Annotated in this window: 19 protein-coding genes; 8 read left to right on the forward strand and 11 right to left on the reverse strand. The window is 64.6% G+C overall.

Annotated elements, in window-relative coordinates:
- Positions 1-25: 25 nt before the first annotated feature.
- Positions 26-3,754, reverse strand: coding sequence for a nitrate reductase subunit alpha (locus DX923_RS01050; RefSeq protein WP_116112052.1), 3,729 nt, complete (start codon positions 3,752-3,754; stop codon positions 26-28).
- Between the two features lie 245 nt (positions 3,755-3,999).
- On the opposite strand from DX923_RS01050, the gene DX923_RS01055 reads away from it, so the two are divergent.
- Together DX923_RS01055 and DX923_RS01060 are read left to right on the forward strand one after the other, a co-directional pair.
- Positions 4,000-5,394, forward strand: coding sequence for an MFS transporter (locus DX923_RS01055; RefSeq protein ID WP_116112053.1), 1,395 nt, complete (start codon positions 4,000-4,002; stop codon positions 5,392-5,394).
- Complete coding sequence (locus DX923_RS01060) at positions 5,391-6,791, forward strand: MFS transporter (protein ID WP_116112055.1); 1,401 nt, start codon at positions 5,391-5,393, stop codon at positions 6,789-6,791. Before DX923_RS01055 ends, DX923_RS01060 begins: the two co-directional genes overlap by 4 nt.
- Before the next feature lie 102 nt (positions 6,792-6,893).
- Here the strand turns inward: DX923_RS01060 and DX923_RS01065 are convergent, their stop codons facing one another.
- From DX923_RS01065 to ortA, 6 genes are all read right to left on the reverse strand, one after another.
- On the reverse strand, positions 6,894-7,676 hold the full coding sequence (locus tag DX923_RS01065) for a helix-turn-helix transcriptional regulator (RefSeq protein ID WP_116112057.1): 783 nt from the start codon (positions 7,674-7,676) through the stop codon (positions 6,894-6,896).
- A 99-nt stretch (positions 7,677-7,775) separates the two neighbouring features.
- Positions 7,776-8,945: a MalY/PatB family protein gene (locus tag DX923_RS01070; protein WP_116112059.1), complete on the reverse strand. Its 1,170-nt coding sequence runs from the start codon at positions 8,943-8,945 to the stop codon at positions 7,776-7,778.
- 128 nt (positions 8,946-9,073) lie between these two features.
- Positions 9,074-9,892, reverse strand: coding sequence for a PIG-L family deacetylase (locus DX923_RS01075; protein ID WP_116116082.1), 819 nt, complete (start codon positions 9,890-9,892; stop codon positions 9,074-9,076).
- A gap of 78 nt (positions 9,893-9,970) precedes the next feature.
- Positions 9,971-10,489: an SRPBCC family protein gene (locus DX923_RS01080; RefSeq protein WP_116112060.1), complete on the reverse strand. Its 519-nt coding sequence runs from the start codon at positions 10,487-10,489 to the stop codon at positions 9,971-9,973.
- Between the two features lie 9 nt (positions 10,490-10,498).
- Positions 10,499-11,953, reverse strand: a complete 1,455-nt coding sequence (gene ortB, locus DX923_RS01085) for a 2-amino-4-oxopentanoate thiolase subunit OrtB (RefSeq protein WP_116112062.1) — start codon at positions 11,951-11,953, stop codon at positions 10,499-10,501.
- Positions 11,950-12,270 (reverse strand): 2-amino-4-oxopentanoate thiolase subunit OrtA, encoded by a 321-nt coding sequence (gene ortA, locus DX923_RS01090; protein ID WP_116112064.1) that lies wholly within the window; start codon positions 12,268-12,270, stop codon positions 11,950-11,952. Before ortA ends, ortB begins: the two co-directional genes overlap by 4 nt.
- A gap of 225 nt (positions 12,271-12,495) precedes the next feature.
- On the opposite strand from ortA, the gene DX923_RS01095 reads away from it, so the two are divergent.
- The gene (locus tag DX923_RS01095) at positions 12,496-13,329 is read left to right on the forward strand and encodes a phosphatase PAP2 family protein (protein ID WP_116112065.1); all 834 of its coding nucleotides are present in this window, start codon (positions 12,496-12,498) and stop codon (positions 13,327-13,329) included.
- Between the two features lie 95 nt (positions 13,330-13,424).
- Here the strand turns inward: DX923_RS01095 and DX923_RS01100 are convergent, their stop codons facing one another.
- The 3 genes from DX923_RS01100 to DX923_RS01110 form a co-directional block, all read right to left on the reverse strand.
- Positions 13,425-13,886 carry a DoxX family protein gene (locus DX923_RS01100; RefSeq protein WP_116112067.1) on the reverse strand — a complete coding sequence of 154 codons (462 nt, stop codon included), beginning with the start codon at positions 13,884-13,886 and terminating at the stop codon, positions 13,425-13,427.
- A 165-nt stretch (positions 13,887-14,051) separates the two neighbouring features.
- Positions 14,052-16,097, reverse strand: a complete 2,046-nt coding sequence (locus DX923_RS01105) for a HelD family protein (RefSeq protein ID WP_240322695.1) — start codon at positions 16,095-16,097, stop codon at positions 14,052-14,054.
- 199 nt (positions 16,098-16,296) lie between these two features.
- On the reverse strand, positions 16,297-16,884 hold the full coding sequence (locus DX923_RS01110; protein ID WP_162872691.1) for a GNAT family N-acetyltransferase: 588 nt from the start codon (positions 16,882-16,884) through the stop codon (positions 16,297-16,299).
- Positions 16,885-17,289: 405 nt separating this feature from the next.
- On the opposite strand from DX923_RS01110, the gene DX923_RS16025 reads away from it, so the two are divergent.
- The 3 genes from DX923_RS16025 to DX923_RS01120 all read left to right on the forward strand — a co-directional run bounded on the left by DX923_RS16025 (position 17,290) and on the right by DX923_RS01120 (position 21,151).
- Positions 17,290-17,646: a hypothetical protein gene (locus tag DX923_RS16025; protein WP_162872692.1), complete on the forward strand. Its 357-nt coding sequence runs from the start codon at positions 17,290-17,292 to the stop codon at positions 17,644-17,646.
- Positions 17,643-19,331, forward strand: a complete 1,689-nt coding sequence (locus DX923_RS01115) for a hypothetical protein (protein ID WP_116112071.1) — start codon at positions 17,643-17,645, stop codon at positions 19,329-19,331. The genes DX923_RS16025 and DX923_RS01115 overlap by 4 nt, the downstream gene beginning before the upstream one ends.
- A gap of 62 nt (positions 19,332-19,393) precedes the next feature.
- The gene (locus DX923_RS01120; RefSeq protein ID WP_116112072.1) at positions 19,394-21,151 is read left to right on the forward strand and encodes an alpha-glucosidase; all 1,758 of its coding nucleotides are present in this window, start codon (positions 19,394-19,396) and stop codon (positions 21,149-21,151) included.
- A gap of 30 nt (positions 21,152-21,181) precedes the next feature.
- Here DX923_RS01120 and DX923_RS01125 read toward each other — a convergent pair whose 3' ends face one another.
- Positions 21,182-22,303, reverse strand: a complete 1,122-nt coding sequence (locus DX923_RS01125; RefSeq protein ID WP_116112074.1) for a carbohydrate kinase family protein — start codon at positions 22,301-22,303, stop codon at positions 21,182-21,184.
- 179 nt (positions 22,304-22,482) lie between these two features.
- On the opposite strand from DX923_RS01125, the gene DX923_RS01130 reads away from it, so the two are divergent.
- Positions 22,483-23,775, forward strand: a complete 1,293-nt coding sequence (locus DX923_RS01130; protein WP_116112076.1) for an ABC transporter substrate-binding protein — start codon at positions 22,483-22,485, stop codon at positions 23,773-23,775.
- 12 nt (positions 23,776-23,787) lie between these two features.
- Positions 23,788-25,155: a 6-phospho-beta-glucosidase gene (locus tag DX923_RS01135; protein WP_116112078.1), complete on the forward strand. Its 1,368-nt coding sequence runs from the start codon at positions 23,788-23,790 to the stop codon at positions 25,153-25,155.
- Positions 25,156-25,169 lie beyond the last annotated feature (14 nt).

Raw genomic sequence — 25,169 nt, forward strand, 5'->3', positions numbered from 1 at the left:
CTGTTGCCTCTCCTCGTTCTGGGTGTCAGTACTGCACGTTCTGCGAACGCTTGCGGATCATCGTGACTTCGTCCCGGTTGTTCCCGGTCGGGCCGATGTAGTTGAAGAAGTAGGCGAGCTGGGCGTACCCGCCGATGATGTGCGTGGGCTTGACCATGATCCGCGTCATCGAGTTGTGGATACCGCCACGACGGCCGTTGTGCTCGGTCAGCGGCACGTCGATCAGCCGGTCCTGGGCGTGCGGCATGTACACCGTGCCCTCAGGCATCCGGTGGGTGACCACGGCCCGGGCCGCGACCACACCATTACGGTTGACCGCCTCGATCCAGTCGTTGTCACGAATGCCGATCTTGTCGGCGTCCTTGTCACTCATCCAGATCGACTGGCCACCACGGCCCAGGGAGAGCATGAACAGGTTGTCCTGGTACTCGGAGTGGATCGACCACTTGTTGTGCGGGGTCAGGTAACGCACGGAGACGGCGACTCCCTGACCGCCTTCCTGGTCGACCTCTCCCAGTGCACGTTCGCCGAAGAGCTGGGTCATGTTGAGCGGAGGGCGATAGGTCGGCAGTCCTTCGCCCATCTTCTGCATCCAGTCGTGGTCGACGTAGAACTGCATGCGGCCGGTCAGGGTGTGGAAGGGCTTGAGCCGTTCGATGTTGATGGTGAACGGGCTGTACCGGCGGCCACCGGTCTCCGAACCGGACCACTCCGGGGAGGTGATCACCGGCACCGGTGCGTTGACCGTGTCGGCGAAGGTGATCAGCTTGCCCTCGTTCTCCGCCGCGAGATCGTGCATCACGTTGCCGCAGCGCTTCTCCTGGGTCTTGAAACCCTGGGTGGCGAAGTGGCCGTTGGTGGTGCCGGAGAGAGCCATGATCGTCTCGGCGACGTTCACCGAGCTGTCCAGGCGAGGCTGTCCGTCGGCGATGCCGCCGCGGACGACACCGTTCTTGTGACGCAGGTAGTCGACCTCACGCCGGACGTCGTAGGTGATGCCCTTGGTGGTGTTGCCCAGTTTCTCGAAGAGCGGCCCGACGCTGGTCATCTTCGCGTAGGTCTGGGTGTAATCGCGTTCGACGACGGCGAGCACCGGCATGGTCTTCCCGGGGATCGGCTCGCACTCGCCGGCTTTCCAGTCCTTGACGACGCCGTGGACGTCGGCCATCGCCTCGGGGGTGTCGTGCCACAGCGGCTTGGCCACCAGGTCCTTGCGGACACCGAGGTGGTCTTCGGCCAGCTTCGAGAACACCTTGGAGATCTCCACGAAGGCGTCCCAGTCGGTCTTCGACTGCCACGGCGGGGCGATCGCCGGGTTGAAGCTGTGGATGAAGGGGTGCATGTCGGTGGTGTTGATGTCGTTCTTCTCGTACCAGGTGGCGGCCGGGAGGACGACGTCGGACAGGATCGTCGAGCTGGTCATGCGGAAGTCGATCGTCATCAGCAGGTCGAGCTTGCCTTCGGGGGCTTCGTCCCGCCAGACGACCTCCTTCGGGCGCTGATCGGGGGAGGCTTCCTCGGCGTTGACGCCGTGGTCGGTGCCCAGCAGATGCCGCAGGAAGTATTCGTCGCCCTTCGCGGAGGAACCGAACAGGTTGGCCCGCCACATCATCAGCACGCGAGGCCAGTTCTCCTCGGCATCGGGGTCCTCCGCGGCGAAGCGGAGATCGCCCTTCTTGAGCTGGTCGACGACGTAGTCCTTGGGCTCCATGCCCGCTGCCTGGGCCTCGTCGCAGAGGGTCAGGGGGTTGCGGTTGAGCGTCGGATAGCTGGGCAGCCATCCGGAGCGGGCGGACTGGGCGACGAGATCGGCGACGGTGCGCCCGCCGAAGTCGTCCAGCCCTGCGGTGACATCGGCGGCCGAGTAGGTGTCGTAACGGTACTGGCTGGTGTGCATGTACCAGTAGGCGGTCTGGGCCATGTGGCGCGGCGGGCGGTGCCAGTCCAGGGAGAAGGCGGTGTGCTGGAAGCCGGAGAGCGGGCGGATCTTCTCCTGTCCGACGTAGTGGGCCCAGCCGCCACCGTTGCGGCCCTGGCAACCGGTGATCGTGGTGAGGACCAGCATGGCCCGGTAGATCAGGTCGGAGTGGTACCAGTGGTTGGTGCCGGCGCCCATCAGGATCATGGAGCGTCCTTGGGAGTCGACCGCGTTCTGTGCGAACTCGCGGGCGATCCGGGCCACGGCGGCGGCGGGGACAGTGGTGATGTCCTCCTGCCAGGCCGGGGTGTAGGGGGCCTCGGCATCTTCGTAACCGGTGGGCCAGGCACCGGGCAGACCTTCACGGGAGACGCCGTACTGGGCGAGCATGAGGTCGAAGACCGTGGTGACCATGCGGGAACCCACCTGCCGGGCGGGTACGCCTCGGGGCAGGTCGGCGACCTTGCCGTCGAGGGCGTCGAAGCGGGGTAGACGTACTTCGACGGCTTCGACCTCAGGGGCTCCGTGGAGGCTCAGCCGTGGCGTGATCTCACCCAGATCGAGGTTCCATTTGCCCATGCCCTCTTCGCCGAAGCGGTCGCCGAGGGTGCCATTGGGAATGACGACCTGGTCTGTCTTGGCATCGATCAGGGCAGGTTTCCACATGGCGTTCTCGGAGGAGGCTTGCTCCGGAAGAATATCGTCGAGGTCCCCTGCCACGATGAATTTACCTGGCACATATGCGCCTTCATCGTTCTTTTCCAGAGAGACCAGGAAGGGGAGATCGGTGTAGGTGGTGCAGTAGTCGGTGAAGAATTCGACAGGTCGGTCGACGAAGAATTCTTTCAGGATGACGTGCCCCATCGCCATGGCCAGGGCGGCGTCCGTTCCCGGAGCGACCGCGAGCCATTCGTCGGCGAACTTCACGTTCTCCGCGTAGTCGGGGCTCATGACGACGACCTTCTGACCGCGGTAGCGGGCCTCGGTCATCCAGTGGGCGTCCGGTGTCCGGGTCAGCGGGACGTTCGAGCCCCACATGATCAAGTAGCCTGCGTCCCACCAGTCGCCGGCCTCAGGGACGTCGGTCTGGTCGCCGAACATCTGGGGGCTGGCCATCGGCAGGTCGGCGTACCAGTCGTAGAAGGAGAGCATGGCGCCGCCGATGAGCTCGGTGAATCGGGCTCCAGAGGCATAGCTGACCATCGACATGGCTGGGATCGGGGAGAAACCGGCGATCCGGTCTGGGCCCCAGCGCTTGATCGTGTAGACGTTCGCCGCAGCGACGATCTCGACGGCTTCGGCCCAGGAGGCCCGAACCAGGCCGCCCTTGCCTCGTGCCGATTTGTAGGCCAGTACCTTCTCCGGGTCCTGCATGATCGAGGCCCAGGCGATCACCGGGTCGCCGTATTGCTTCTTGGCTTCCCGGTACATGTCGAGCAGTACTCCACGCACATACGGGTAGCGCACGCGCGTGGGGGAGTAGGTGTACCAGGAGAAAGCCGCACCTCGAGGGCATCCGCGGGGCTCGTACTCGGGGCGGTCGGCTCCGGTGGAGGGGTAGTCGGTCTGCTGGGCTTCCCAGGTGATGATGCCGTCCTTGACGTACACCTTCCAGGAGCACGACCCGGTGCAGTTCACGCCGTGGGTGGAGCGCACGACCTTGTCGTGGCTCCAGCGGTCGCGGTAGAAGCTGTCGCCGGAGCGGCCGCCGTTCTTCTCTATCGTGCGGCCGTCGGGCGAGACCTGTGCTTTCGAGAAGAATTTCCGGGTCGAGACGAGGGCTTCCGTCAAGGGGCCGTCGAGGCCAGTCCCGTGATTCCCGGCCTGCGTGCTCATGCCTGCTCCTGAAAGGTCGTCCGTGTCTGCGGTCTAAGGTCCCGCAATCGTCACCAATTTGAAGGACTAAAGCTATTGAACCATGATGCCGGGGCAACCGGATCACTTCAGGGGTGTAGAACCGAGATGGCACATAAAAACCCAGCTCATGGCGAGTTTGGATGGCCATGATGTAAGCATTTTTAGGTCTGGTGGGAAGCGGTGATACCGTGAACTGTTCCTTTTATTAGCCCGTCAGGAGCATCATGAGCACGTCGCCTGAAGCGGCCTCCGACTCCGCGGTTGCGGAGCAAACTGCCACAACAAAACCGCAGGAGCGGCTGCCGAAGGGCGCCAATGCCGTTCTCGTGATGTCGACCACCGCCTTCACGGTGATGTTCGCCGTCTGGCTTATGTTCGGCATCCTGGGGGTGCCGATCCAGAAAGAACTCCAACTTTCCGATGTCGAACTCTCCTGGGTGACTGCCGTCGCCGTTCTCAACGGTTCGATGTGGAGACTCCCGGCCGGGATGCTGACCGACCGGATCGGCGGGCGCAAAGTCACCATCGTCATGTTGGCGGCCACCGCAGTTCCTGCGTACCTGGTCTCCCTGACTCACAGCTATGCGATGCTGCTGGTGCTGGCCTTCCTCCTCGGCTTCGCCGGAAACCTCTTCTCGGTCGGAGTCGCTTGGAATGCAGCCTGGTTCACCCGCGAACGCCAGGGCTTCGCGCTGGGTGTCTTCGGCGCAGGAAATGTTGGCGCCTCCGTCACCAAGTTCATCGGCCCGCCGCTGATCGCCGGCACCGCAGGAGCCACCTACCTGGGCGTCTTCCAGGGCGGATGGCGGATCGTCCCAGTGATCTATGCCGTTCTGCTCGTCGTTCTTGCCGTGGCGACCCTGCTGTTCACCCCTCGCCAGGACCAGATGCCCGGGGCCAGCAAGCCCATCGGGGAGATGCTCGCGCCACTCAAGCATGTCCGCGTCTGGCGGTTCAGCCTGTACTACGTCGCCGTGTTCGGCGCCTATGTTGCGCTGTCCGCTTGGCTACCGAAGTACTACATGGACAACTTCAACACCGACCTGGTCACAGCTGCTTACTTGACTGCTCTCTTCATTTTCCCCGCATCCCTGCTCCGCCCGGTGGGCGGATGGATGTCTGACCGGTGGGGGGCGCGCAAGGTCATGTACCTGACCTTTGCCGTGATGCTGGTCAGCTCAGGCATCCTGATGATGCCGAACGGTCACCTCGTCATTAAACATGCCGATGGTCACCTCAGTGAGCATCTTGCTTACACCAACTCCATCATTCCGTTTACCGTGTTGGTCTTCCTGCTCGGCTGCGCGATGGGTATCGGCAAGGCCGCCGTCTACAAGCACATTCCCGAGTACTACCCCGACAACGTCGGCTCGGTGGGTGGACTGGTAGGCATGCTCGGTGGCCTGGGCGGGTTCTTCCTGCCGCCGCTGTTCGCTTACACGAAGCAGTGGTCCGGTTTCCCCACGAGTACTTTCTTCGTGCTCTTCATCCTTACCCTGGTGTGCGCAGTCTGGATGCACATCACGATCATGCGGATGCACGAGAAGCACAGCCCTCACCTGGCTCGTGAGATCGACGACCACACTGTCCACCCCACCCCTAGCGAGGAAAAGTCATGACAACCCCGGCGCAACACTCCCGCGTCAGCGGTGAATGGTTGGGCGACTGGGATCCCGAGGACGAATATTCCTGGGATTCCGGGCTCGCGTGGCGAACCCTGTGGGTCACCACATTCTGCTTGACCCTTTGTTTCGTTGCCTGGTTCCTGCCCAGCGCCATCGTGCCCAAGCTCAATGCGCTCGGGTACTCCTTCTCCAAGGAACAGCTGTACTGGATGGCAGCCATGCCCGGCCTCGCCGGTGGGCTGCTGCGCATCATCTGGATGGTGCTCCCCCCGATGATCGGCACCCGCAAGATGATTGCCGTCACCACGCTCATGCTGATCGCGCCGACCGTCGGCTGGGGTGTCCGGGTGATGAGCCCGACGGCACCCTACTGGGAGCTCATGGTCCTGGCCTTCCTGGCCGGTATCGGTGGGGGGGCCTTCTCCGGTTTCATGCCCTCCACCTCCTACTTCTTCCCCAAGCGTCTGTCTGGTACCGCCTTGGGTCTCCAGGCCGGTATCGGTAACTTCGGTGTTTCCCTGGTCCAGTTGGTCGTCCCGATCCTGGTCGGGATGGGATGGCTCGGGCTCATCGGCGACTCCCAGCAGATGAAGGTCCCTGGCAAGGACAGCGCGACCGTCTGGTACCAGAACGGTGCCTTCTTCTGGATTCCCTTCATGATCTGTGGCGCGGTGCTCGCCTGGATGATGCTGAAGTCTGTTCCGATCAAGGCGAACGTCCGCCAGCAGTTCGACATCTTCAGCAACAGCGACACCTGGTGGATGACTCTGCTGTACATCATGACCTTCGGCACCTTCTCCGGCCTGTCTGCCCAGTTCGGCCTGCTGATGGCTGAGCTCTACGGAACCGGGAACGCCGCGATCGTCTCCGGAAGCGGCGCCACCGCCAAGGTGCTTGTCGAAGGCTATGCCATTCCTGACCCGGTCAAATACGTCTTTCTCGGCCCGCTCGTCGGTGCCGGTGCTCGCGTGCTCTTCTCTCCGCTCACCGACAAGATGGGCGGTGCGCTGTGGACGGTGATTTCCGGGATCGGTCTGGTGGCCTCCATGGGTTTCACGATGACGGCACTCACTCCTGACACCTCGTCGGCCGAGGCGCTGCAGGGCAGCTTCGACAACTTCCTGTGGGGCATGCTCGCCATCTTCCTGTTCTCCGGAATCGGCAACGCCTCCACCTTCAAGCAGATGCCGATGATCTTCGAGAAGCGTCAGGCTGGTGGCGTCATCGGTTGGACCAGTGCCGTGGCGGCCTTCGGTCCCTTCCTGTTCGGCGTGGGGCTCTCGTTGCTCGGGGCCTACACCTTCTTCATGGGCTGCCTCGTCTTCTCAGCGCTCTGCATCGTGATCACCTGGATGCGCTACGCCCGCCCGGGCGCACCTCGTCCCAGCTGATCAGGCTTATCCGCCGCCCACGACGAGGGGGGTCCTCGCAGCTTGCTGCGAGGACCCCCCTCGTCGTACCAGGATTGGTGTTCTTGCGTTGATCTGTGCCGATCAGCCGACAGCCTTATCGAGGTCCGGCGAAGGGATCCCCTCGGCAGGCTTCAACGGCAGCAAGTTCATCTCATTCGTGGAGGAGCCTGGCAGCTCGGTGATCGTGACTGTCAGGTCAGCCTGACAGGTGTCATCGGTGACCCACGGAGACAGCTCCACATGCACATTGGGCACGCCCAACCGGTCGAAGGTTCCTCGGATCAGCCCAAGGTGAGCGGCGCAGACCACCTCGGGGTGAGCCAGAGCTGCTTCCCGCATCGGGCAATGCTGCAAGAACATCCGATGGCATCCCGGTGACGGGGTCTCCAAAGTGACCGTCTCACGGCGGTACCCCCACCGGGCCAGTACATCCACGACCTCACGAACCGGCAAGGAACGCCGCTTCCCCGGGGACGGCTGGGCTTCATTCTCCGGAATATGCCTGCGGGCCCAGGCCTCGCCGGCTAACTCCGACGCCCGGGCGCGTTCGGAAGGCCCGCCAGGAAGGGCCTCGGCGAGGACTTCGGCGAGCATCACATAGGCAGCTTCGTTGACCGGGATGCTCTCCGGCGCGAGGGTGTACACCTTCCGAGGGCGGCCCACCGTGTCTCGGCGCTCCCGCTCGGACCTCAAAACTCCGGCCTGTTCCAGCTGGTCGAGGTGGAAACGCACTGTGGTCACATGGAGCCCCAGCAACTTGCCGAGGTCTGCAGCGGCCAGATGCCCTGGGGTGTCACGGACGAAATCGACGATACGTCGGCGCACCTGAGAAGAAAGAAGCTCATCCCGCGTGGTCATGGTCATGGGCACCTCCGTTCGATTCGTGAAGTCCACTTTATTCGGTCGGGGGGATCAACCCAAGCGTTTTGACGTTTCCTAAGCTGCTCTGGGGTAACAGTGCCCTCACCGATCCTTCAGCGCGCTGTCGAGGCGAGAGACGAACTCCTCCAAAATATCTCGTGAGGTGCCGAAGTTGAGGCGTGCGTGGCCGCGCCCGCCTTCGCCGAAGGCCGGGCCAGGGTTCAAGAAAACCTTCGCCTCCGTCAGCAGCCAGGCCGACGGGTCGGCCCCGCCCAGTGCCCCCACATCGGAGAAGTCGAGCCAGGCCAGGAAAGTTGCCTGGGGCGGCGACCACTGCAGACCCGGAGCGGCCTCAGGCAGAGTCTCGGCGAGATAGTCCCGATTGCCGGCCAGGAAGACCAGCAGCTCGTCCAACCATTCCGTGCCCTCCCGATAGGCCGCGATCGAGGCTTCGACCCCGAGTGTGGACACGCCCTCGTAACGCATCCGATGCACCTGCGGCCAGCGTCGGGCATCCGCATCATTGCTCAGCACCACCTGCGCACATTTCAACCCCGGGGTGTTGAAGCCCTTGGAACTGGCCAGGACGGTCACCGTCACCTCGGCTGCGGTACGGCTGACCGAAGCCGTCGGGATGTGCCGTCGCCCGTACACCAACGGCGCGTGGATCTCGTCGGAGATGATGCGTGCTCCGTAGCGGGCGGCCAGATCACAGATCTCGGCCAGGTGCCATGCCGGGAAGACGGCACCCAACGGGTTGTAGGGATTGCACAGGACGAGACCGCCCGCACCGGCGGCGAAAGCAGCCTCGATCGCCGTCAGATCGAACAGGTGGGCGGTGCTGCCCTCCGGCCCTCTCTCCGTCAGCATCGGAACGAAGGCGCCGCGCCGTCCACAGACGTCCAAGACGTCGAAGAAAGGCATATAGGCAGGTACCGGGAGAACGATGGGCGAGCCCGGCGTCGTGAAGTGGTCGATCGCCGCGCGGACCCCCACCAGGACATCCGGGACGGCGTGCACCAGGGCCGGGTCGATCTGCCAGTCGTAGCGGCGGGCACACCAGTCGGCGGTCGCGTCAGCAAGCCGGGTGTCCCCGGCCGGGTAGCCGTAGGTCTGACGGTCGACGGCGGATCGGATCGCGTCCTGCACCGCAGGACAGGTCTCGATGTCCATTTCCGCCACCCACAACGGCAGTATCTCCGGGGCGTGCCTGGTCCACTTCAAGGTGTTCCGAGCCCGCATCTCATCAGGGGTGAGGGTCATGATCGCCATGGCTCACTGTGACCCGTCACGGAGGCGCCCCGCAGCGCCGTCTCTACCCTCGGCCACCCCCGCGCACGCCCTCGTCGTGGACCTGAGCACCGTACTCGGTGCTCAGGTCCACGACGAGGAAGTGCGGATCAGGTGGGAAGGTCGTCGAGGAACCAGGTGGTGATCGGGCCGCCGAGTTCCGGCCTGCGGCCTGGTTCGAGATACCACTCGTAGCCGAAGGCCTCCCGGAAGTGCCCCTCCGGGATCCGCAGCATCATCCCGACATCACTGGTCTGACTGGCATGGCAGGCGAGGGATGCCCGCTTCACCGCGATGAGATCCCGACCGTCCACGCAGTACCGGATCGCGTTCTCCGGCATGCCGATCGGACGTCCGTCGTCCCCCGGTGAATCCGGGTTCCATTCCAAAGCCTGCCCCGGACCCAACGCCCGGGTGGCCACGAAGAGCCGACGCAGATGATCACGGTTCATCGTCGACTCCAACATCCGCGGGCGACGGGACGCCAGCTCCGCAGCCCGATGCGCCACCAGATGCGACTTCACATGATCCGGGTGACCGTACCCGCCGTGGTCGTCGTAGGTGACCAGGACGTCGGCCTGCTCCTCGTCCAAGATCGCGGCCAACCGCCCGGCCGCCTCGTCCAGATCAGCGGCATGCAGGCAATCAGCGGACTCGTTCTGCTCCCAGCCGGTCATCCCCGAATCGGCATATCCCAACCAGGCAACCCGATGGGTGCCGATCGCCTGGGCCGAGCGCTCGGCCTCGCCCCGACGATAGGTCACCACGGACATCCCCTCGGGCAGATCCGCAGCCACCTCGCCGTGATCGCCGTTGGTGGCGAAGACCACGACGACACGGTGCCCTTCGGCCACGGCTCGAGCCATCGTCAACGAGGTCTGGCTGGCCTCGTCGTCCGGATGGGCGTGCAAGAAGATCAAGGTGCTCACGTCGGCCGATGATGCCAGCAGCGCCCCGGACGGGCCGGGAGCGTCCAGCATCGGTCAACCGACCAGAACGACCTGTGGTCAATGCCCCGGCATCGCCGACCCTGCTGTGCTCCGCCGCTCGAGGAGCCGACGCAGCACAGCGCCATAGGCGGCTCGGCCCACCGCCCCGGTCATCGGATCGGCACAGCGAGGCATCCCCGCGACGGCCAGTGTCTGCACCCAGGTCACCGTGGACCCTGAACCGTACGGTCCGGTCTCGTGCGGGGACACTGTCGCCTCGATCCGGCCACGCACCCACCGTCCGCGCTTGACGATCACCGCCAGACCTGTGGACGACCGGCCGTCGGGATCGACCACCGGCGGCTCCCACCGAAGGATCTCCATCGGGTCGTCGAGGACGAAGGGCCCCCACCCGGTGCGGGCCACGAAACGGGCACCGACGTCGAGCGCCTGGGCGCACTCGTGCGGGGCGGCCAGCGCCCGCCCCCTCACACGGGTCAACGGGATGATCTGGTCGTGGGCGCGTAGATCCCACAACGCATTCCAGGCCTCAATGGGGGTGAGGGTGCTGTGTGTCTCCAGTCGGACGTCGGCCATCGTGGCAGGTTAGACGGTCGTGTCCGGCAGCGCGACACCTAGACCGGTCAGCGCCTGTCGGACAAAGGCCTCATCGGTGCGGGTCTCCGCCGCCAGGTAGCCCACATCGGTGGTGGTCGCTCGGTCGACACCGGCATGGCGGACCGCATTGCGGATGTATGACGTACGCATTCGACGCAAGTCGGCGTACCTGGCCTCGATCCGGCTGGGATGGTCCGGCAGGACGATCGACCGGCCGGGGACTTCCTCCGCCGGATCGCCCACTCGCACCTCGACACCCATGTCGCGGGCGAAGGCCAACTGCGCCAACGGATGCTTCCCCGCGCCGGTGTACTCGGTCTCCTGCACCACGATGACCTCGTCACGGGGGCGGGTCCGGGCCATGGCGAAGGCAGCCACCAGGGAGGTATTCCCGGCCGGTCCACGCTCCATGCCTTCCAACTGGGCCAGGAGCTCGGTCATCGCGAAGACCTCCCCCTGTTTCACCAGCAGGTATTCATCCATGTACCGCAGGGGGCGGGCTGCGCTGCGTGGCACATCGGAATGGTCGGGGTCCGTCGCATATGGCATCCCGAACCCGGTATGACCGGTGGTGAAGGACTTCCGGTTGAAGTCACGGTCGGAGGCCATCGACAGGCCGTGCAGGTCGACCGACGCGCCGTATACGCGGGTGTCGACCCCTGCCAGAGCCAGGCCGCGGGCCGTCCCGGTGAGATTGCCGCCTCCGGCATTGGTTGCGATCACGAATTCCGGTGCTTTGCCGAGCAGTTCGCGACACTGCTCAACGATCTCCACTCCCAGGGGCTCGACCCCGGCGATGCCATAGGCCGAATACAGGCTGGCATTGAAATAGCCGGTCTCCTCCAACGCCAGCAGATAGCTGTAGAACAGCTCCGGGCCGACGGACAGCTGGAGCACTTCGGCGCCCAAGGCCTCGCACTTGCGCATTTTCTCGAGAATTTCCGGCTGGCCGACCCGGTCGGAGTCGTAACACTCCTGCGCGATCAGACAGCCCAACCCGGCCATGGCGGCCTGGCTGGCCACCGCGGCGCCGTAGTTCCCGGAGGTCGCCGCCGCGACCCCCCGGTAGCCGAGTTCGCGGGCCTGCACGATCGACATGGAAGCTCGCCGGTCCTTGTACGAACCGGACGGATTGCACTGTTCGTCCTTCACCAGGATTCGTGCGCCCAGCCCGGCGTCGGTGCATCGACGGGCCAGTTCCGTCAGATTGCGCATCTCCAACAAGGGGGTGTCACCGACCCCGACCCGCCGTTGGGCTTCCCGGACCTGGTCGACGGTGTAACCGACATCGGCCATCAGGGCGTCGTAGTCGAAGGCGATGGATCCGGACTCGTAGCGGTCGTAGTCGACCCCGAGCGCGGCGCGCATGATGTCGCCGTTCCGGGCCATGACCGCCTCGTAGGAGCGGTCCTGAGTGTCGTGAGCCTGTTCCCTGGGGGTCATCGGGCCTCCTCGTCCGAGGCTGTTGCGGCGAGGAGGCATCGTGCCTGCGCGCCGACCTGTTGGAGTTCGGGCAGGTAGGTCGACCCGAACCCATGGTCGTACCCGGGGTTCACCGCGACCAGCTCCCCGATCAGGCGGCGTCCCAGGACGGTGTCGATCTCGACCTGCGCGCCGACTTCAGCATCGGTCAACAGGTAGCCCTTCGACCAGGAGCGGAAAGGGACGGCTCGGGTGTCTTCGGGGAGTTTCCCGGTGCGTTGCTCAGGTTCCAGGACGACCTGGTGGATCTGTACCCAGTCGCCGGCGCGTGCCTTCATCGGCTCCTCCTCGGTCTTCGTCGTCCAGGTGCTTTTCTCACGCTAGCGCTGGGAGCGCTCTGGTAGGTGCCGATTCGGGGGAGAGCTGTCGGGTCGGGGACCGGGTTCGTCCTGAGAAGCAGGGGAAGCCGGTTCAGTGGATGTTCGGCGGATGATCAGAGGCTGTGCGGGATATGTGCAGTAAATGTCCAGGAAATATCCGGTTCTGACGACGATCATGGGGGGATGCCACCGGAATCGCAGAAATCGCCCACCGACCTCGACGTCCCGGAGGGCGCAGGCGGGGGGCGGCACGCACGTCGGTGGGTGGATGCGCGGCGGTTGGTGGCCCGGATGTCGAGGCTGACCTCGCTGAGTGGCGAGTGGGTTCTCTTCTTGTTGATGCTCGCTGCGGGTCTGATGGTGATGGTGGCGGCCACTTGGGCGGCCGGGGAGATCTATGAGTCGGTGCACGACCGTAGTGGGCTGTACGCGCTGGACAAGCCGGTGCTGGACCAGATGGTGCTGTGGCGTCAACCGTGGCTGGACTCGGTGGTGACGGTGTTCACCACGCTCGGGGGCACGGTGGTCCTTCCGATCGTCACATCGGCGGTGGTGCTTTTTCTGGCGTGGCGGTGGCGTTCGTGGCTGCCGGTGGCGTTGACGATCTTCGCGGCCTCGGGGTCGGTGGCGATGACGGTGATCGGTAAGCAGGCTGTGGGACGGGTCCGTCCGTCGCACGAGTTCGCGGTGCCGCCTTTCGAGGTGTCGCCGTCTTTCCCGAGTGGGCATTCGTTGAATGCGGTCGTGGTCGTGGGCGTTCTGGTGTACCTGCTGATGGTGCGGGAGCGCCGTCTGGCTCGTCGTCGGACGTTGCTGCTTTTTCTTGCGGTCTATTCGGTGTGTATGGGGTTGTCGCGGGTGTATCTGGGGCATCACTGGTTGACGGATGTGCTGACCGGCTGGCTGTTGGGCGGGGCCTGGTTGGTGTTCGTGGTGATGACGCATCGGTTCGTCGCGACTTTGGAGCGGGCTCGCCGTCGTCGGGAGGCGCACGGGGTGGTGGATTCCCCGGCGTGACGTCCGGTGTCTTTCCCCGACGTGGCTGTGAGCCGGGTACGCGGACGGGTCGGACGGTGTGTTCCGTCCGACCCGTCCGATGTGCTGGCCTGTGGTTAGGCGGTTTTCTTGGCGAGGAAGCGCTGAAGGTGGGTGTCGAGGCTGTAGCGGCCCGGGCCGACGGCGGCGATGACGAGTGCAGCGAGGCCGAGCGCGGCGACGAGTTCCCATCCGCCTTGCTGGGCGAAGATCGTGGTGCCACGGTGGGCGAACCAGAAGGCGCCGGCGAGGATCAGGGCGATGCTGCCGCCGGCGAGGGTGGTGAGCAGCCCGAGGACGAGGAGGATCCCGCCGATGAGTTCGACGCCTCCGGTGATCGCGGCGGAGACTGCGGGGAGTGGGACGCCGAGTTTGGTGAATCCTGCGGTGGTGGGTCCGAGGCCATTGGTGACCAGCTTCTGCCAGCCGTGGGCGATCATGATGACGCCGAGGAGGACTCGGGCGATGAGCAGGATGAGATGTTGTGCGCTGGCCGGAAGGGCGGTCGGTCCGGGGCCGGCGGGGGTGTTCTCGGGCATGGAGGGATTCCTTCGTCACGATTATTGAATGATCAATCACTTAACTATGTGACACATCTCCTTGTTCCCGGATGATCCGACACTCCGGATATATCGTTCACGCGCGGGGTAGGGGCATACGGCCTCCGCCCGGCTGAGAAGTGGACGGTCGTCACTCGACGACGATCAGCCGAGCTCTGCGGGCAGAGGCGCAGAATGCACCACCACCAGCTGTGAGACAGCCCGGGTCAACACCACGTACAGCCGACGCAGGCCTACCCTCTGCTCAGGTTCAGCTGCCACCACCTCCGCAGGCTCCACGGCGACCACCGTGTCGAACTCCAGGCCCTTCGCCAAGGTCGAGGGGATGATCGAGACCCGTGGTGACACTGCTGCCTCCGGGCCCGCACCGGCCACCGTGTGCTCCACCCCGACAGCGGTCAACGCCTCAGCGGCAGATGTCACGGACGAAGGCGCCACAATGACCCCCACCGTGCCCGGCTGCCGACAGGCCGAGACGACCTGTTCTGCCGACACAGCCCACAGATCGTCCGCGTCCGGCGCTATGGCGATCACGGACAGCGAGCCGCCATGAGCACGGACGGAGACCGGCGGGTGAAGCTCCGGAGCGATGGCCGGCAACAACAGGGCTGCGAAGTCGATCACGGCCGAAGGAACCCGGAACCCTCTGGTCAACTCCTCCACGTGCGCATCCGGATGACCCAGGTGCTGCATCGCCTCCGCCCAGGAAGAGGTCGCCCATGGCGTCGTTCCCTGCGCGATGTCGCCCAACACGGTAGCCGCCCCAGTGGAGCAACGCCGACCGACCGCGCGTAACTGCATCGGGGAAAGATCCTGAGCTTCGTCCAGAATGACGTGGCCGAGGCTCGGCGTACGCTCCAGCAGGTCACGCACCTCGTCGAGGAGAACCGCATCCGCTGCCGACCAGCGTGCCGATCCGGGACGTGCCGGAGGTTTCTTCCACAACAGGATGCGTTGTTCCTCCTCGGTGAGGAGGCCTTCAGCAGCCGAAGACAGCGCCGCCGGGTCGCTGAGCAGAGCGTGTACGACCGCAGCCGGGGTCAACGTCGGCCAGCACTGCTTCACCATCGCGCGGATCGGCGCAGAACGGGCCACCGCATCCTGAACCCGGTCGTCAGGCATTCCACCGGCCGCCTCCATCCGGACGAGTACCCGGTGCGCCAGTCGGTGGGCCAGCAGCACGCGACCAGCTTCGTAACGCACCCCGCGCTCGGACAGGACGCTCATCGAGTCCGCCACTTCATCGGCCGAGACCCGCCACACCGAGGCACCTCGCGGCACCCGCAAGGCCTCTGCGGGACGGCTCAGATGTGCCCAGACCATCCGCCGAAGGACCTCGGCCATGCGAGGGTCGCCCTTCAACACGGCCCGTTCGACCGGGTCGGTGCCGCGCACCTTGACCCCGGCATCGGCACCGACCAGGTCCTCCACTGTCGTATGGCGGACGTCGACCTCACCGAGCATCGGCAACACCGCACTCACATGTTGCAGAAAGACCCGGTTTGGCCCGACGACCAGGACACCCTGGCGGGAGAGCTGCTCCCGGAAAGCGAAGAGCAGCCAGGCAGCTCGGTGCAGCCCGACCGCAGTCTTGCCGGTACCGGGAGCTCCCTGCACGCAGATCGTCCGACTGGCATCGACCCGGACGAGTTCGTCCTGCTCGGGCTGAATGGTGGCCACGATGTCGCGCATCGGCCCGACTCGGGGCCGTTCGATCTCGTCGGCCAGGATCTGGGAGGGGCCTGTGTCCTGGCTCGGCTCGGTGAGCTGCTCCTCTTCGATGGCGGTGATCCGACCGTGCTCGGTGCCGAAGCGGCGGCGGACCCGGACGCCCATCGGCTCGTCCCGGGAGGCTCGGTAGTAGGCCCTGGCCACGGTGGTGCGCCAGTCGATGACGACCGGGTCACCGTTCTCGTCGCCGATGTGCAGACGGCCGATGTACAACCGGGGAGAATCAGCGGCGACCGGGTGGTCCTGGTCGAGGTCGAGGCGACCGAAGAAGAGTGTCGAATATCCGTCGTCGGTCAAGGAACGAGCGCGGCGGTCCAGCGCGGATGCGATCTGCTCAGCGCTGATCCGGTCCGCTGCCTGGACATTCAAGGAGTTCAGTTGGGCGCGCATCCGTTGCAATTGTGCACGGGCATGGACGACATGGTTTTGTTCGGCGCGCAGGTCGGCGGTCATGGGCATGGCGCATACACCTCTGGTGGAGACGGCGGGGAGGGAATGCGGCGCCAGGACGTGTCGGCGAGGCCGGTACGACGTTCAGGGACGTCTCGGACCCAGGAGATCGAGGTCGCGGGCAGAGGTGCGGGCGCGCATGGCTGTTGGGCCATATTATCCGTCGTGGCGCGCCCGCACCTTGGTCTTCCCGCAGTCGGGCCAGCTTTCAGGCAGGCGGGGCGAGATAACGCACCATCGTCGGATAGGGCGGGTAGATGGCCGGCATGGTGATTCCGGTAGCGCTCCACCCCTCCCGCTCGTAGAACCGCCGAGCGCGCCGGTTTTCTTCCAGGACCCACAGATTCAACTCGCGCCCGCTGTAGGAGGTACGGGCGTTGTCCACGAGCATTCGGGCCAGGCCGCTGCCCTGCAGGTCGGTGGCGACCCCGAGGTGCTCCAGCCAGGCCTCGTCCTCCTTCTCGCAGCAGGCGCAATAGGCGACGATGCGCTTCTCCCGGGGGGCTCCTGCGGTTTCGCTGCACGTGGTGGCTTCGGCAACCCAGATCCGGAAGGTGGGGTCCTGGAGTTCCTTGGTCCATCGTTCCAGGACGAAGTCACGGGGGTAGGGGTACTGCTCCGGCGGGAAGATGTGCGGAAGTGCGGCGACATTGACCGCTGCTTCGAGGTCCATCATCCGGGGAGCGTCCTCGAGCCGTGCGAGGCGCAGACGTACGACGGTGCGGCTGGACCCGGGTTCTGCCTGTGAGGCGTCGAACGACGGGAGGTGGGTTTCTGCTGCTGTGGTCTCGGGCACGTGGACATCATCGGCACCGGGGCGCGGCACGTGAACCCTGGGGTGTCTCTGCCTGGCGACAGGTTGCGATACCGCAGGTGGAGCCGCTGCGTGACCGTATTGTGACTTCGGATGTGTCATCCGTCCTTGCCCGCCCTGCGTCCTCGTTGATAGAACGAGGCACGTTCTAGGAATGGAGCTGTGGGGTCGGCCGATTGGCTTTTCCTGCAGGGTGACACCGACCTGTTCTTCCGGTGAAGGCGGATCTGTCCCTGTTGTCGGTGTGGGTGTTTCGCCAGGCTGATGAGTATTTCGGGATATGGAGTCCCGGTGGGTGGGAAAGGTGGTGTTCGGGTGCGGAGGCTGCCTGGGGGAAACGACGGACCCTATGTGCTCATTGTGATTTCTCTGTGCTTATGGACTGCGGTGGCGAACTCGCTGAAGCTCCTGTTCAAGAATGTGATTCAGGGGCATGATCCGCATGTCGCGCTTTGTTGTGGGGCTGTCGCACTTCCTTTTGCGGTGTTCACATATATTGCCTGTCAGATATGTGAAATACGCATTTCCGAACTCTTCAAGAGTCCAGGACATTCTGCCTTGAGTGTATGTCTGCTGGTGTTATCTTGGGCGAGCCCGGAGTGGATCGCCGGGAGAGTCGGCCTGTTCGATGTCGTCTTCCTCTCGGTGGAGATTCTGGTGGTAGCCTCCTTGGCCTTTCTGGCTTGGAAGAAAGTGGTTGGTGACATGATTTCCCGCGGTGTCGGCGGACAGGTCGACCGGTGAGGGCATCCACAGGTGTCAGAGTCGCCGTCGTCATCCTCGTCGCAGGCAGTCTGATCAGTACATATTCGATCAATGCTGCAGTGCTTCCAGGGCAGCGCGGCATCTCGGTCGTCGGCGGGCTCGCCCCGGCAGCGCCGAAGAATGCCGATGAGAAGGACGGACCCCACTCCCCCCAGAACCGCCCGAGAGCTGAGACCAAGCTGACCACGGCTGACGGGGTCCACCTCTCCGACGTCGATCTCGGCGATGTCGAGATCGGGAAGAAAGCCGGCGAATTCCGCTCCCCGGTTCGGGGGCTCCTCGCCGTCCCGGTCGAGACCGCTGAGCCTGCGCCCCTGGTCGTCCTCAGCCACCTCCGGAACCCGAACTGCGCCGACGGCACTCACGCCTTCCCCTGCCAAGGGGACAAGGAGAATCGCTTCGACCGTGGGATGGCCTATCTCGCGACCGACCTGGCCAAGAAGGGATATGCCGTCGTCGTCCCCGACCTCGGTCCGCTCTTCATGCCGCGCTCACTCACCGAGCCTTACGACCAGGCCGAAGGGTGGACAAAAGTCGTCGGGAACTTCCTGGAGAAGGTCCGCTCTGCGACCACCAACGAGGAGAAGACCTTCGGGGTCGCGCTGAAAGGAAAGATCGACAGCGCCAAAGCCGCCTTGATCGCGCACTCCCGTTCGGGACAGATCGCCGATCAGATCGTCTCGGCCTGGGCGAAAGGGCCGACCAAGATCACCAGTGTGCTGGCCTACGGACCCTCCTACGCCGTGGAGAACAAGGACAAGGTCACTCCGATGGTGCCCGACATCCCCTATCTCGCCTTGCTCGGGGACAAGGACAAGGACGTCTCCTACCAGGCCGTGAACTGGCTGAGTCACCATTTGGGCAGTACCCGCACCCAGCCTGCGCTGGTCGGCCTTCTTCCCGGGTACGGCCATAACTACGTCAACCGCACCCTGTCCGCCAAAGGCACCGACGACCGGACCGAATGCGACAAGGGCTGCCCGGACGCAGCAGCTCACGAAAAGCTTCTCGCCGACGCGGCGACGCGCTGGCTGACCTCGCTGCGGGAGAAAGCCGACGCCGAGATCCCCTTTGCGGCGACCGCAGGCCTACCGGAAAAACTCGGCGATGTGCCGGTCTCCTGGCTGGCGCATACCAACTCTCCCCAGCGACGTGTCATCTTCGACGCCACCGGGCGATCATCGGGACAAGGAGAACATCAGCTGAAGAGCTGCACGTTCTACCACCCTCAGAATCCGGAGAAGCATCCGGACCGGTGCGTCGAACCCGAGGACGGAGTCGTGCGAGCCCTCGGCGCAGTAGCCCCGGTGAAGCTCACCGCAGATGCCGGAGCGGCCATCACCACCAAGGTGGAACGTGCCTCCCACATAGCGTTGACCCTCGCCCCATACGGTGATCGGGCGGACAAGAAGAAGGGCACCCCGCTGACGGTGAGGCTGACGACCCAGGACGGCACCACCAGCGCGCTCCTCATCCCCGCAGACCATCCTTCCCTGGTCAACAGGGCGGCTCCGGGTGAGAACGGGTCCTACTCCCTGAGCACCATCCGGATCCCGCTGCCGCCCCGCGCCACCGGTCAGACCATCACCAAGGTGGAACTGATCGGTGACTCCTCCGGAGGGATGGTCGCGCTGCGCCAGATCGATCTGATCTCCGCACGTTGAGTTCCGAATAGTCCGAGGCGATCCGGCCGATGACTCCCGGGGCGCGGACCTAGGCTGAACGCATGGATGCCACGATCCCTGGCTGGTGGAAGAGCGCTGTCGTCTATCAGGTGTACCCGAGAAGCTTTGCCGACTCGGACGGCGACGGCATCGGAGACCTGCGCGGCATCATCGACCGGCTGGACCACATCGCCGATCTGGGCGTCGACGTGCTCTGGCTGTCCCCGGTGTACCGCAGCCCCATGAAGGACAACGGCTACGACGTGGCCGACTACCAGGCCGTCGACCCGCTCTTCGGCACCCTGGCCGACCTGGACGAATTGATCGCAGCCGTTCATGACCGGGGCATGCGCATCGTCATGGACATCGTCTTCAACCACACCTCGGACCAGCACCCCTGGTTCCAGGAAGCTCTGGCGAATCCGGAGAGCCCTGCCCGTGACCGGTACTGGTTCGCCGAGCCACGAGCCGGGCGTAGACCTGGCGAACCCGGCGGTGAACCGACCAACTGGTTGTCCTTCTTCGGGGGGCCGTCCTGGACCTTCGACCCCGCCTCCCAGACCTACCACCTCAACCTTTTCGCCCCAGAGCAGCCTGATCTGAATTGGGAGAACCCCGAACTGCGCCGGGAACTGTACGAGATCCTGAACTGGTGGCTCGACCGGGGCGTCGACGGCTTCCGGCTGGATGTCATCAACCTGGTCAGCAAACGCCTCCCGTTGCAGGACGGCACCCCGATCGCCGGCACCGACCGCGGCGACGGGCACCCTTACGGAAGTGGCTTTCCCGAAGTGCTCTGCGGGCCACGTATCCACGAGTTCATGGCCGAGATGTCCGCGGCGATCTCCCGCCCCGGCGTCGAGATCCTCACCATCGGAGAGACCCCAGGAGTCACCACGGACCACGCGGTGCGCTTCACCGCTGAACACCGTCAGGAGCTGTCCATGGTGTTCCAGTTCGAGCACATGGATGTCGACCAAGGACCAGGTGGGCGGTACGACCCGATCCCGGTGGATCTGGTCCGGCTTAAGGAGATCATCTTCCGGTGGCAACGTGAACTACGGGCAGGTGGTGGCTGGGAGGCGCTCTACTGGGCGAACCACGACCAACCGCGCGCTGTTTCCCGTTTCGGGTCGGACAGTCCCGACCATCGGGAGAACTCAGCGAAAGCCCTGGCGACCGTGCTGCACCTCATGCGAGGCACCCCCTTCGTCTACCAAGGGGAGGAACTGGGCATGACGAACTACCCCTTCTCCAGCATGGATGAGATCGACGACGTGGAATCACGGGGGGCCTACGCGATGGCGCTGGCGAGCGGACGCGACCCGGCGGAAGCCCTGCGCTCGGTCACCTCGATGAGCCGCGACCACGCCAGAACTCCCATGCAATGGGATGCAGGTCCTCAGGGAGGTTTCACCACTGTTACGCCCTGGCTCCCGGTGAATCCGAATCATCGGACGATCAATGCCGCTGATCAGGTGGATGACGAAGAGTCGGTCTACGCCCACTATCGCCGCCTCGTCGCCCTGCGACATGAACTTCCGGTGATCGTGGAAGGAGAGCTGACCCCGTTGCTGGCAGAACACCCGACCTTGTGGGCCTACCGGCGTACTTCGGACAACGGCACGCTGACGGTGGTGGCCAACTGCTCCGACGAGGTCTGCCCGTGGCCGCAGGAGGAGGAGCTGGAAGAGGGGATCATCGGAGCCGGGCTGTTGCTGGCCAGCGGTCCGGGACGTTCCGCGGGACCACTGGTCGGCGACGAATGCGAAGCCACTGCGGAGCTGCAGCCGTGGGAGTGCCGTGTCCATTACCGGTGACGCGGGCAACAGCGTGCGCAGCGCCCGGTCTCAGGCGTCGGAAAGCCTGGCGATGGTCGCCTGAGCTCGATGGACCACGCCGAAGGGTTTCTCCGGGACGAGATCGTCCAAGAAGGCGTAACGACGTCGTAAGGACAGGTGATACGCGCTGGCGGTGGGCGAGTCACGGACAAGATGCCACCAGTCGGCGATATCGCCCCAGCCCGGAGCGGCCAGCGAGCCGCCGACCTGCTGGACCGACAAGGAGGAACAGAGCGAGGCGAAGGCCAAACGGTGCGCCAGCGCCCAACCGCCGAGAGTGCCCAGGACCATTGCAGCGGCGAAGACATCACCGGCTCCAGTGGGGTCGATGGCTGCGACCTTCAAGGCGGGGACACTCGCCTCCTCCCCGGTGGAGGAATCGTAGGCCAGCGCTCCGAAGGGTCCATTGGTGACCACGGCCAGGGGTACCCGGTCGGCGAGGGCATAGAGCGCATCTTGCGGGGTGTCGGTCCGGGTGTACTTCATCGCTTCCATCGCATTGGGGGTGAAAGCGTGGCATCGACTGAGGGAGTCCAGTAGAGAGGGGTCCCACCGTCCGGTGGGGTCGCAGCCGACATCGGCGAAGATCAGCGCGCCATCGGCGTGAGCCTGATCGACCCAGCTCGCGCCGAGGGTCTCCTGGGGGTGATGGGCGGAGAGGTCCATCAGGACGACGCGGGCCGGTGGCGGGTGGCCGATCATGGCCGAGGGGCATTCAGGCTCCTGATGCCCGTGGGTGACCATGTTGCGGTCCCCGTCGACGGCGAAGGAGACGGTGACCGGCGAATGCCAGTCGGGATACCGGCGGCTGGTCGACAGGTCGACACCTTCCTGCTCGAGAACCCTCCAGCAGAAGTATCCGTAGTCGTCCTCGCTGAAAGCTGCGCCTAGCGAGGTGTACAGGCCGAGACGGGACGCTGCCACCGCGAGATTGGCAATGCCTCCTGGGCAGGAACCCATCCCTTCTGCCCAGACTTCGCGGCCGTGGGAGGGCATATCTTTCAGCCCGGTGAAGACGATGTCGAGGAAAACGGTTCCGCTCAGAAAGAGGTCGAACCGAGGGATGCCGTCGGTGCTCCGGCGTTCGGCCAAGGGGTCGAAGGAGGGGCCATTCGCGGCGAGGTGGGGCATGTGAGTTCCTTCGTCCGGGTGGGAAAAAAGACATATTCTGCACGGTCGATGTGTGGAATGTCTGTTTTGCGTCCGGCTTCAAGCGGAATGACAGGTTCGTACAGCACAATTCAGGGGAGTGCCCGTGCCGGAGAGCGCTACGGACATGGGGCGTGAACGCTCATGAAGGAGTCTCTGTGATGGGTACGTCCTCTCTTCGTCGACGCGGGATGTCCCGACGTCGACTCCTGGCCCTCACCGGCGGGGTGGCGCTCGTGGGAGCGACGAACGCCTGTGGCCTCGGGGGTCAGGACGAACGGGCGGGGCGCGCCGCAGGTAACCCCGGCCCGTCCTTGACCCAGTGGTTCCACCAGTATGGCGAGCAGGGTACCCAGCAGGCAATGGAAAGATATGCCGCCGACTATCCGGCAGCTCAGGTGTCGACGACCTGGAAAGGCGATGACTACGACACCGCTGTGGTCACCGCCTTGTATCTGAACGATGCCCCTGATGTCTTCGAATACGGCAGTGGACCCACTATCGATCTGGTGAAAACCGGCCAAGTCGCCGACCTGACCGACCTCTTCGGGGACCTGAAAGCAGACTTCCACGGACAGATCCTGGACCGGATGAGTTACCAGGGAAAGATCTGGGCCGTCCCACAGGTATTGGACATGCAGCTGCTCGTCTATCGGAAATCGATGCTCCAGAAATCTGGAGTCGAACCCCCGAAGACGATGGATGCCTTGATCACCGCAGCGGAGAAGACCACCTCGGGAAAGGTCAAAGGTCTCTTCATCGGGAATGATGCCGGCGCCGGGCTCATGGGCGGGCCGATCCTGCGCTCCGCAGGGCTGGACATGCTGGGACGCGATGGGAAGGTCGCCTTCGACGACCCGAAAGCAGCCGAGGCGATCAGTCTGTTGCGGCAGCTCTACCTGTCCGGGTCGCTCCTGACCGGTGCCAAGAAGGACTGGTGGAGCCCGGAAGCCTTCACCCAAGGGCTGACCGCCATGCAGTTCACCGGACTGTGGAACCTCCCCGAACTGATGCGCTCGCTCGGTGACGACTTCGGCGTACTGCCCTGGCCGGCGATGAGCGGCGGAAATGACAATGTCGTGGTCAGTGCGTACGGGGCCTGCGTGAATGCTCGTAGCAAAAACCTCGAGGTCGCCAAGAAATATGTCAAATGGCTCTGGGTGGAACAAGAAGCCAAACAGATCGACTGGGCCACCTCGTACGGGATGCACATCCCCGCAAGAAACTCTGTTGCCGAGAAAGCAGAGAAGCTGAAAACAGGTCCAGCCCAGGAAGCGGTCAGGCTGGCCAAAGAAAAAGGATATGTACAACGTCATATTCTCTGGAGCAGGCGATGCCAGACCAGTTTTCACGACATGATGGGCAGAGTCATTCGGGAAGGATCTGCGCCGGAGAAAGAGCTGGACGCGCTGAAAAATATCGTGGATGCTGAATTGAAAAGGGTCTCCGACTGAAAGGTCCTCCGCGTGAAACTGGCCATCCTGGGCGGCGGAGGCTTCCGCGTCCCCTTGGTGTACCGGGCGCTTCTGGGTGACCTGTGCACTCCCCGCGTGGAGGAAGTCTGCCTGTACGACGTCGATCCGGCACGACTGGCCGTGATCGACCAGGTGACCGCTCAGATGGCTGCGACCGAGAACCCGCGGCTGTCCGCCGGATATGCTGCGCCACGGGTCGAGACGACCACCGATCTCGGCAAGGCTCTGGCCGATGCCGACTTCGTGTTCTCCGCGATCCGGGTAGGCGGGCTGTCCGGTCGGACCTGCGACGAACGAGTCGCCCTGGACCTGGGCGTCCTGGGGCAGGAGACCGTCGGCCCAGGAGGGATCGCCTACGGCCTGCGCACCCTCCCGGTAGCCCTCCAGGTGGCCGAACGCGTCGCCGCAGTAGCGCCCGACGCCTGGTTCATCAATTTCACCAACCCTGCCGGGCTGATCACCCAAGCTGTACAGACAGTCCTGGGCGAGCGGGCTATCGGGATCTGCGACTCCCCGATAGCCCTAGGACGCAGAGCCGCTCACGCTCTAGGCCTCTCGGACGACGAAGTGTTCTTCGACTACGCCGGCCTGAACCACCTCGGGTGGCTGCAAGGGCTACGGGTGAACGGAGTCGACCGGCTGCCCGAACTCCTCTCCGACGCCGACCGTCTCCACACCTTCGAAGAAGGACGACTCTTCGGCGCGGACTGGCTCGCGAGCCTGGGTGCGATACCCAACGAGTACCTCTACTACTACGACTTCACCCGGGAAGCCTTGGCCGCCGTCGGCGGCTCCGCGCGGACACGTGGTGAATTCCTACTCCACCAGCAGAGGACGTTCTTCGCAGCAGCGGACGCGAACCCGCAGCATTCTCTGCGGCTGTGGCAAGACAGCCATCGCGAACGGGACGCCACCTATATGCGCGAAGCACGCGCAGCAGGGGACGAGCGGGACGCCGCGGACCTTCAAGCAGGCGGGTACGAATCGGTGGCCTTGGCGATCATGGCAGCGATCGCCCGAGGTGAGCCGTCCCGAATGATCCTCGGCGTTCGGAACGGACGGGCCCTCCCCGGGTTGTCGGCCGAGGCCGTGGTCGAACTTCCTTGTCTGGTCGACGGGACCGGGATCCAGGTCGAGCAGCCCAGTCTGTTGACCGGTCGGATGATGGGCCTGGTCCAGCAGGTCAAGGCGGTCGAGGAATTAACCATCAGAGCTGTGGAGCAGCGATCGCCTGCTCTGGCGATCGCTGCTTTCGCGCAGCATCCACTGGTCGACTCGGTCAGCACGGCGCGTCTGCTGCTGGACGGATATCGGTCGGCCATGCCGGCGGTCGACGAGGTCTTCACCTCGCGGAGCTGACCGAAGCCTTCCGG

Source organism: Austwickia chelonae (genome assembly GCF_003391095.1).
In the GTDB taxonomy this organism is placed as follows: Bacteria; Actinomycetota; Actinomycetes; order Actinomycetales; family Dermatophilaceae; genus Austwickia; species Austwickia chelonae_A.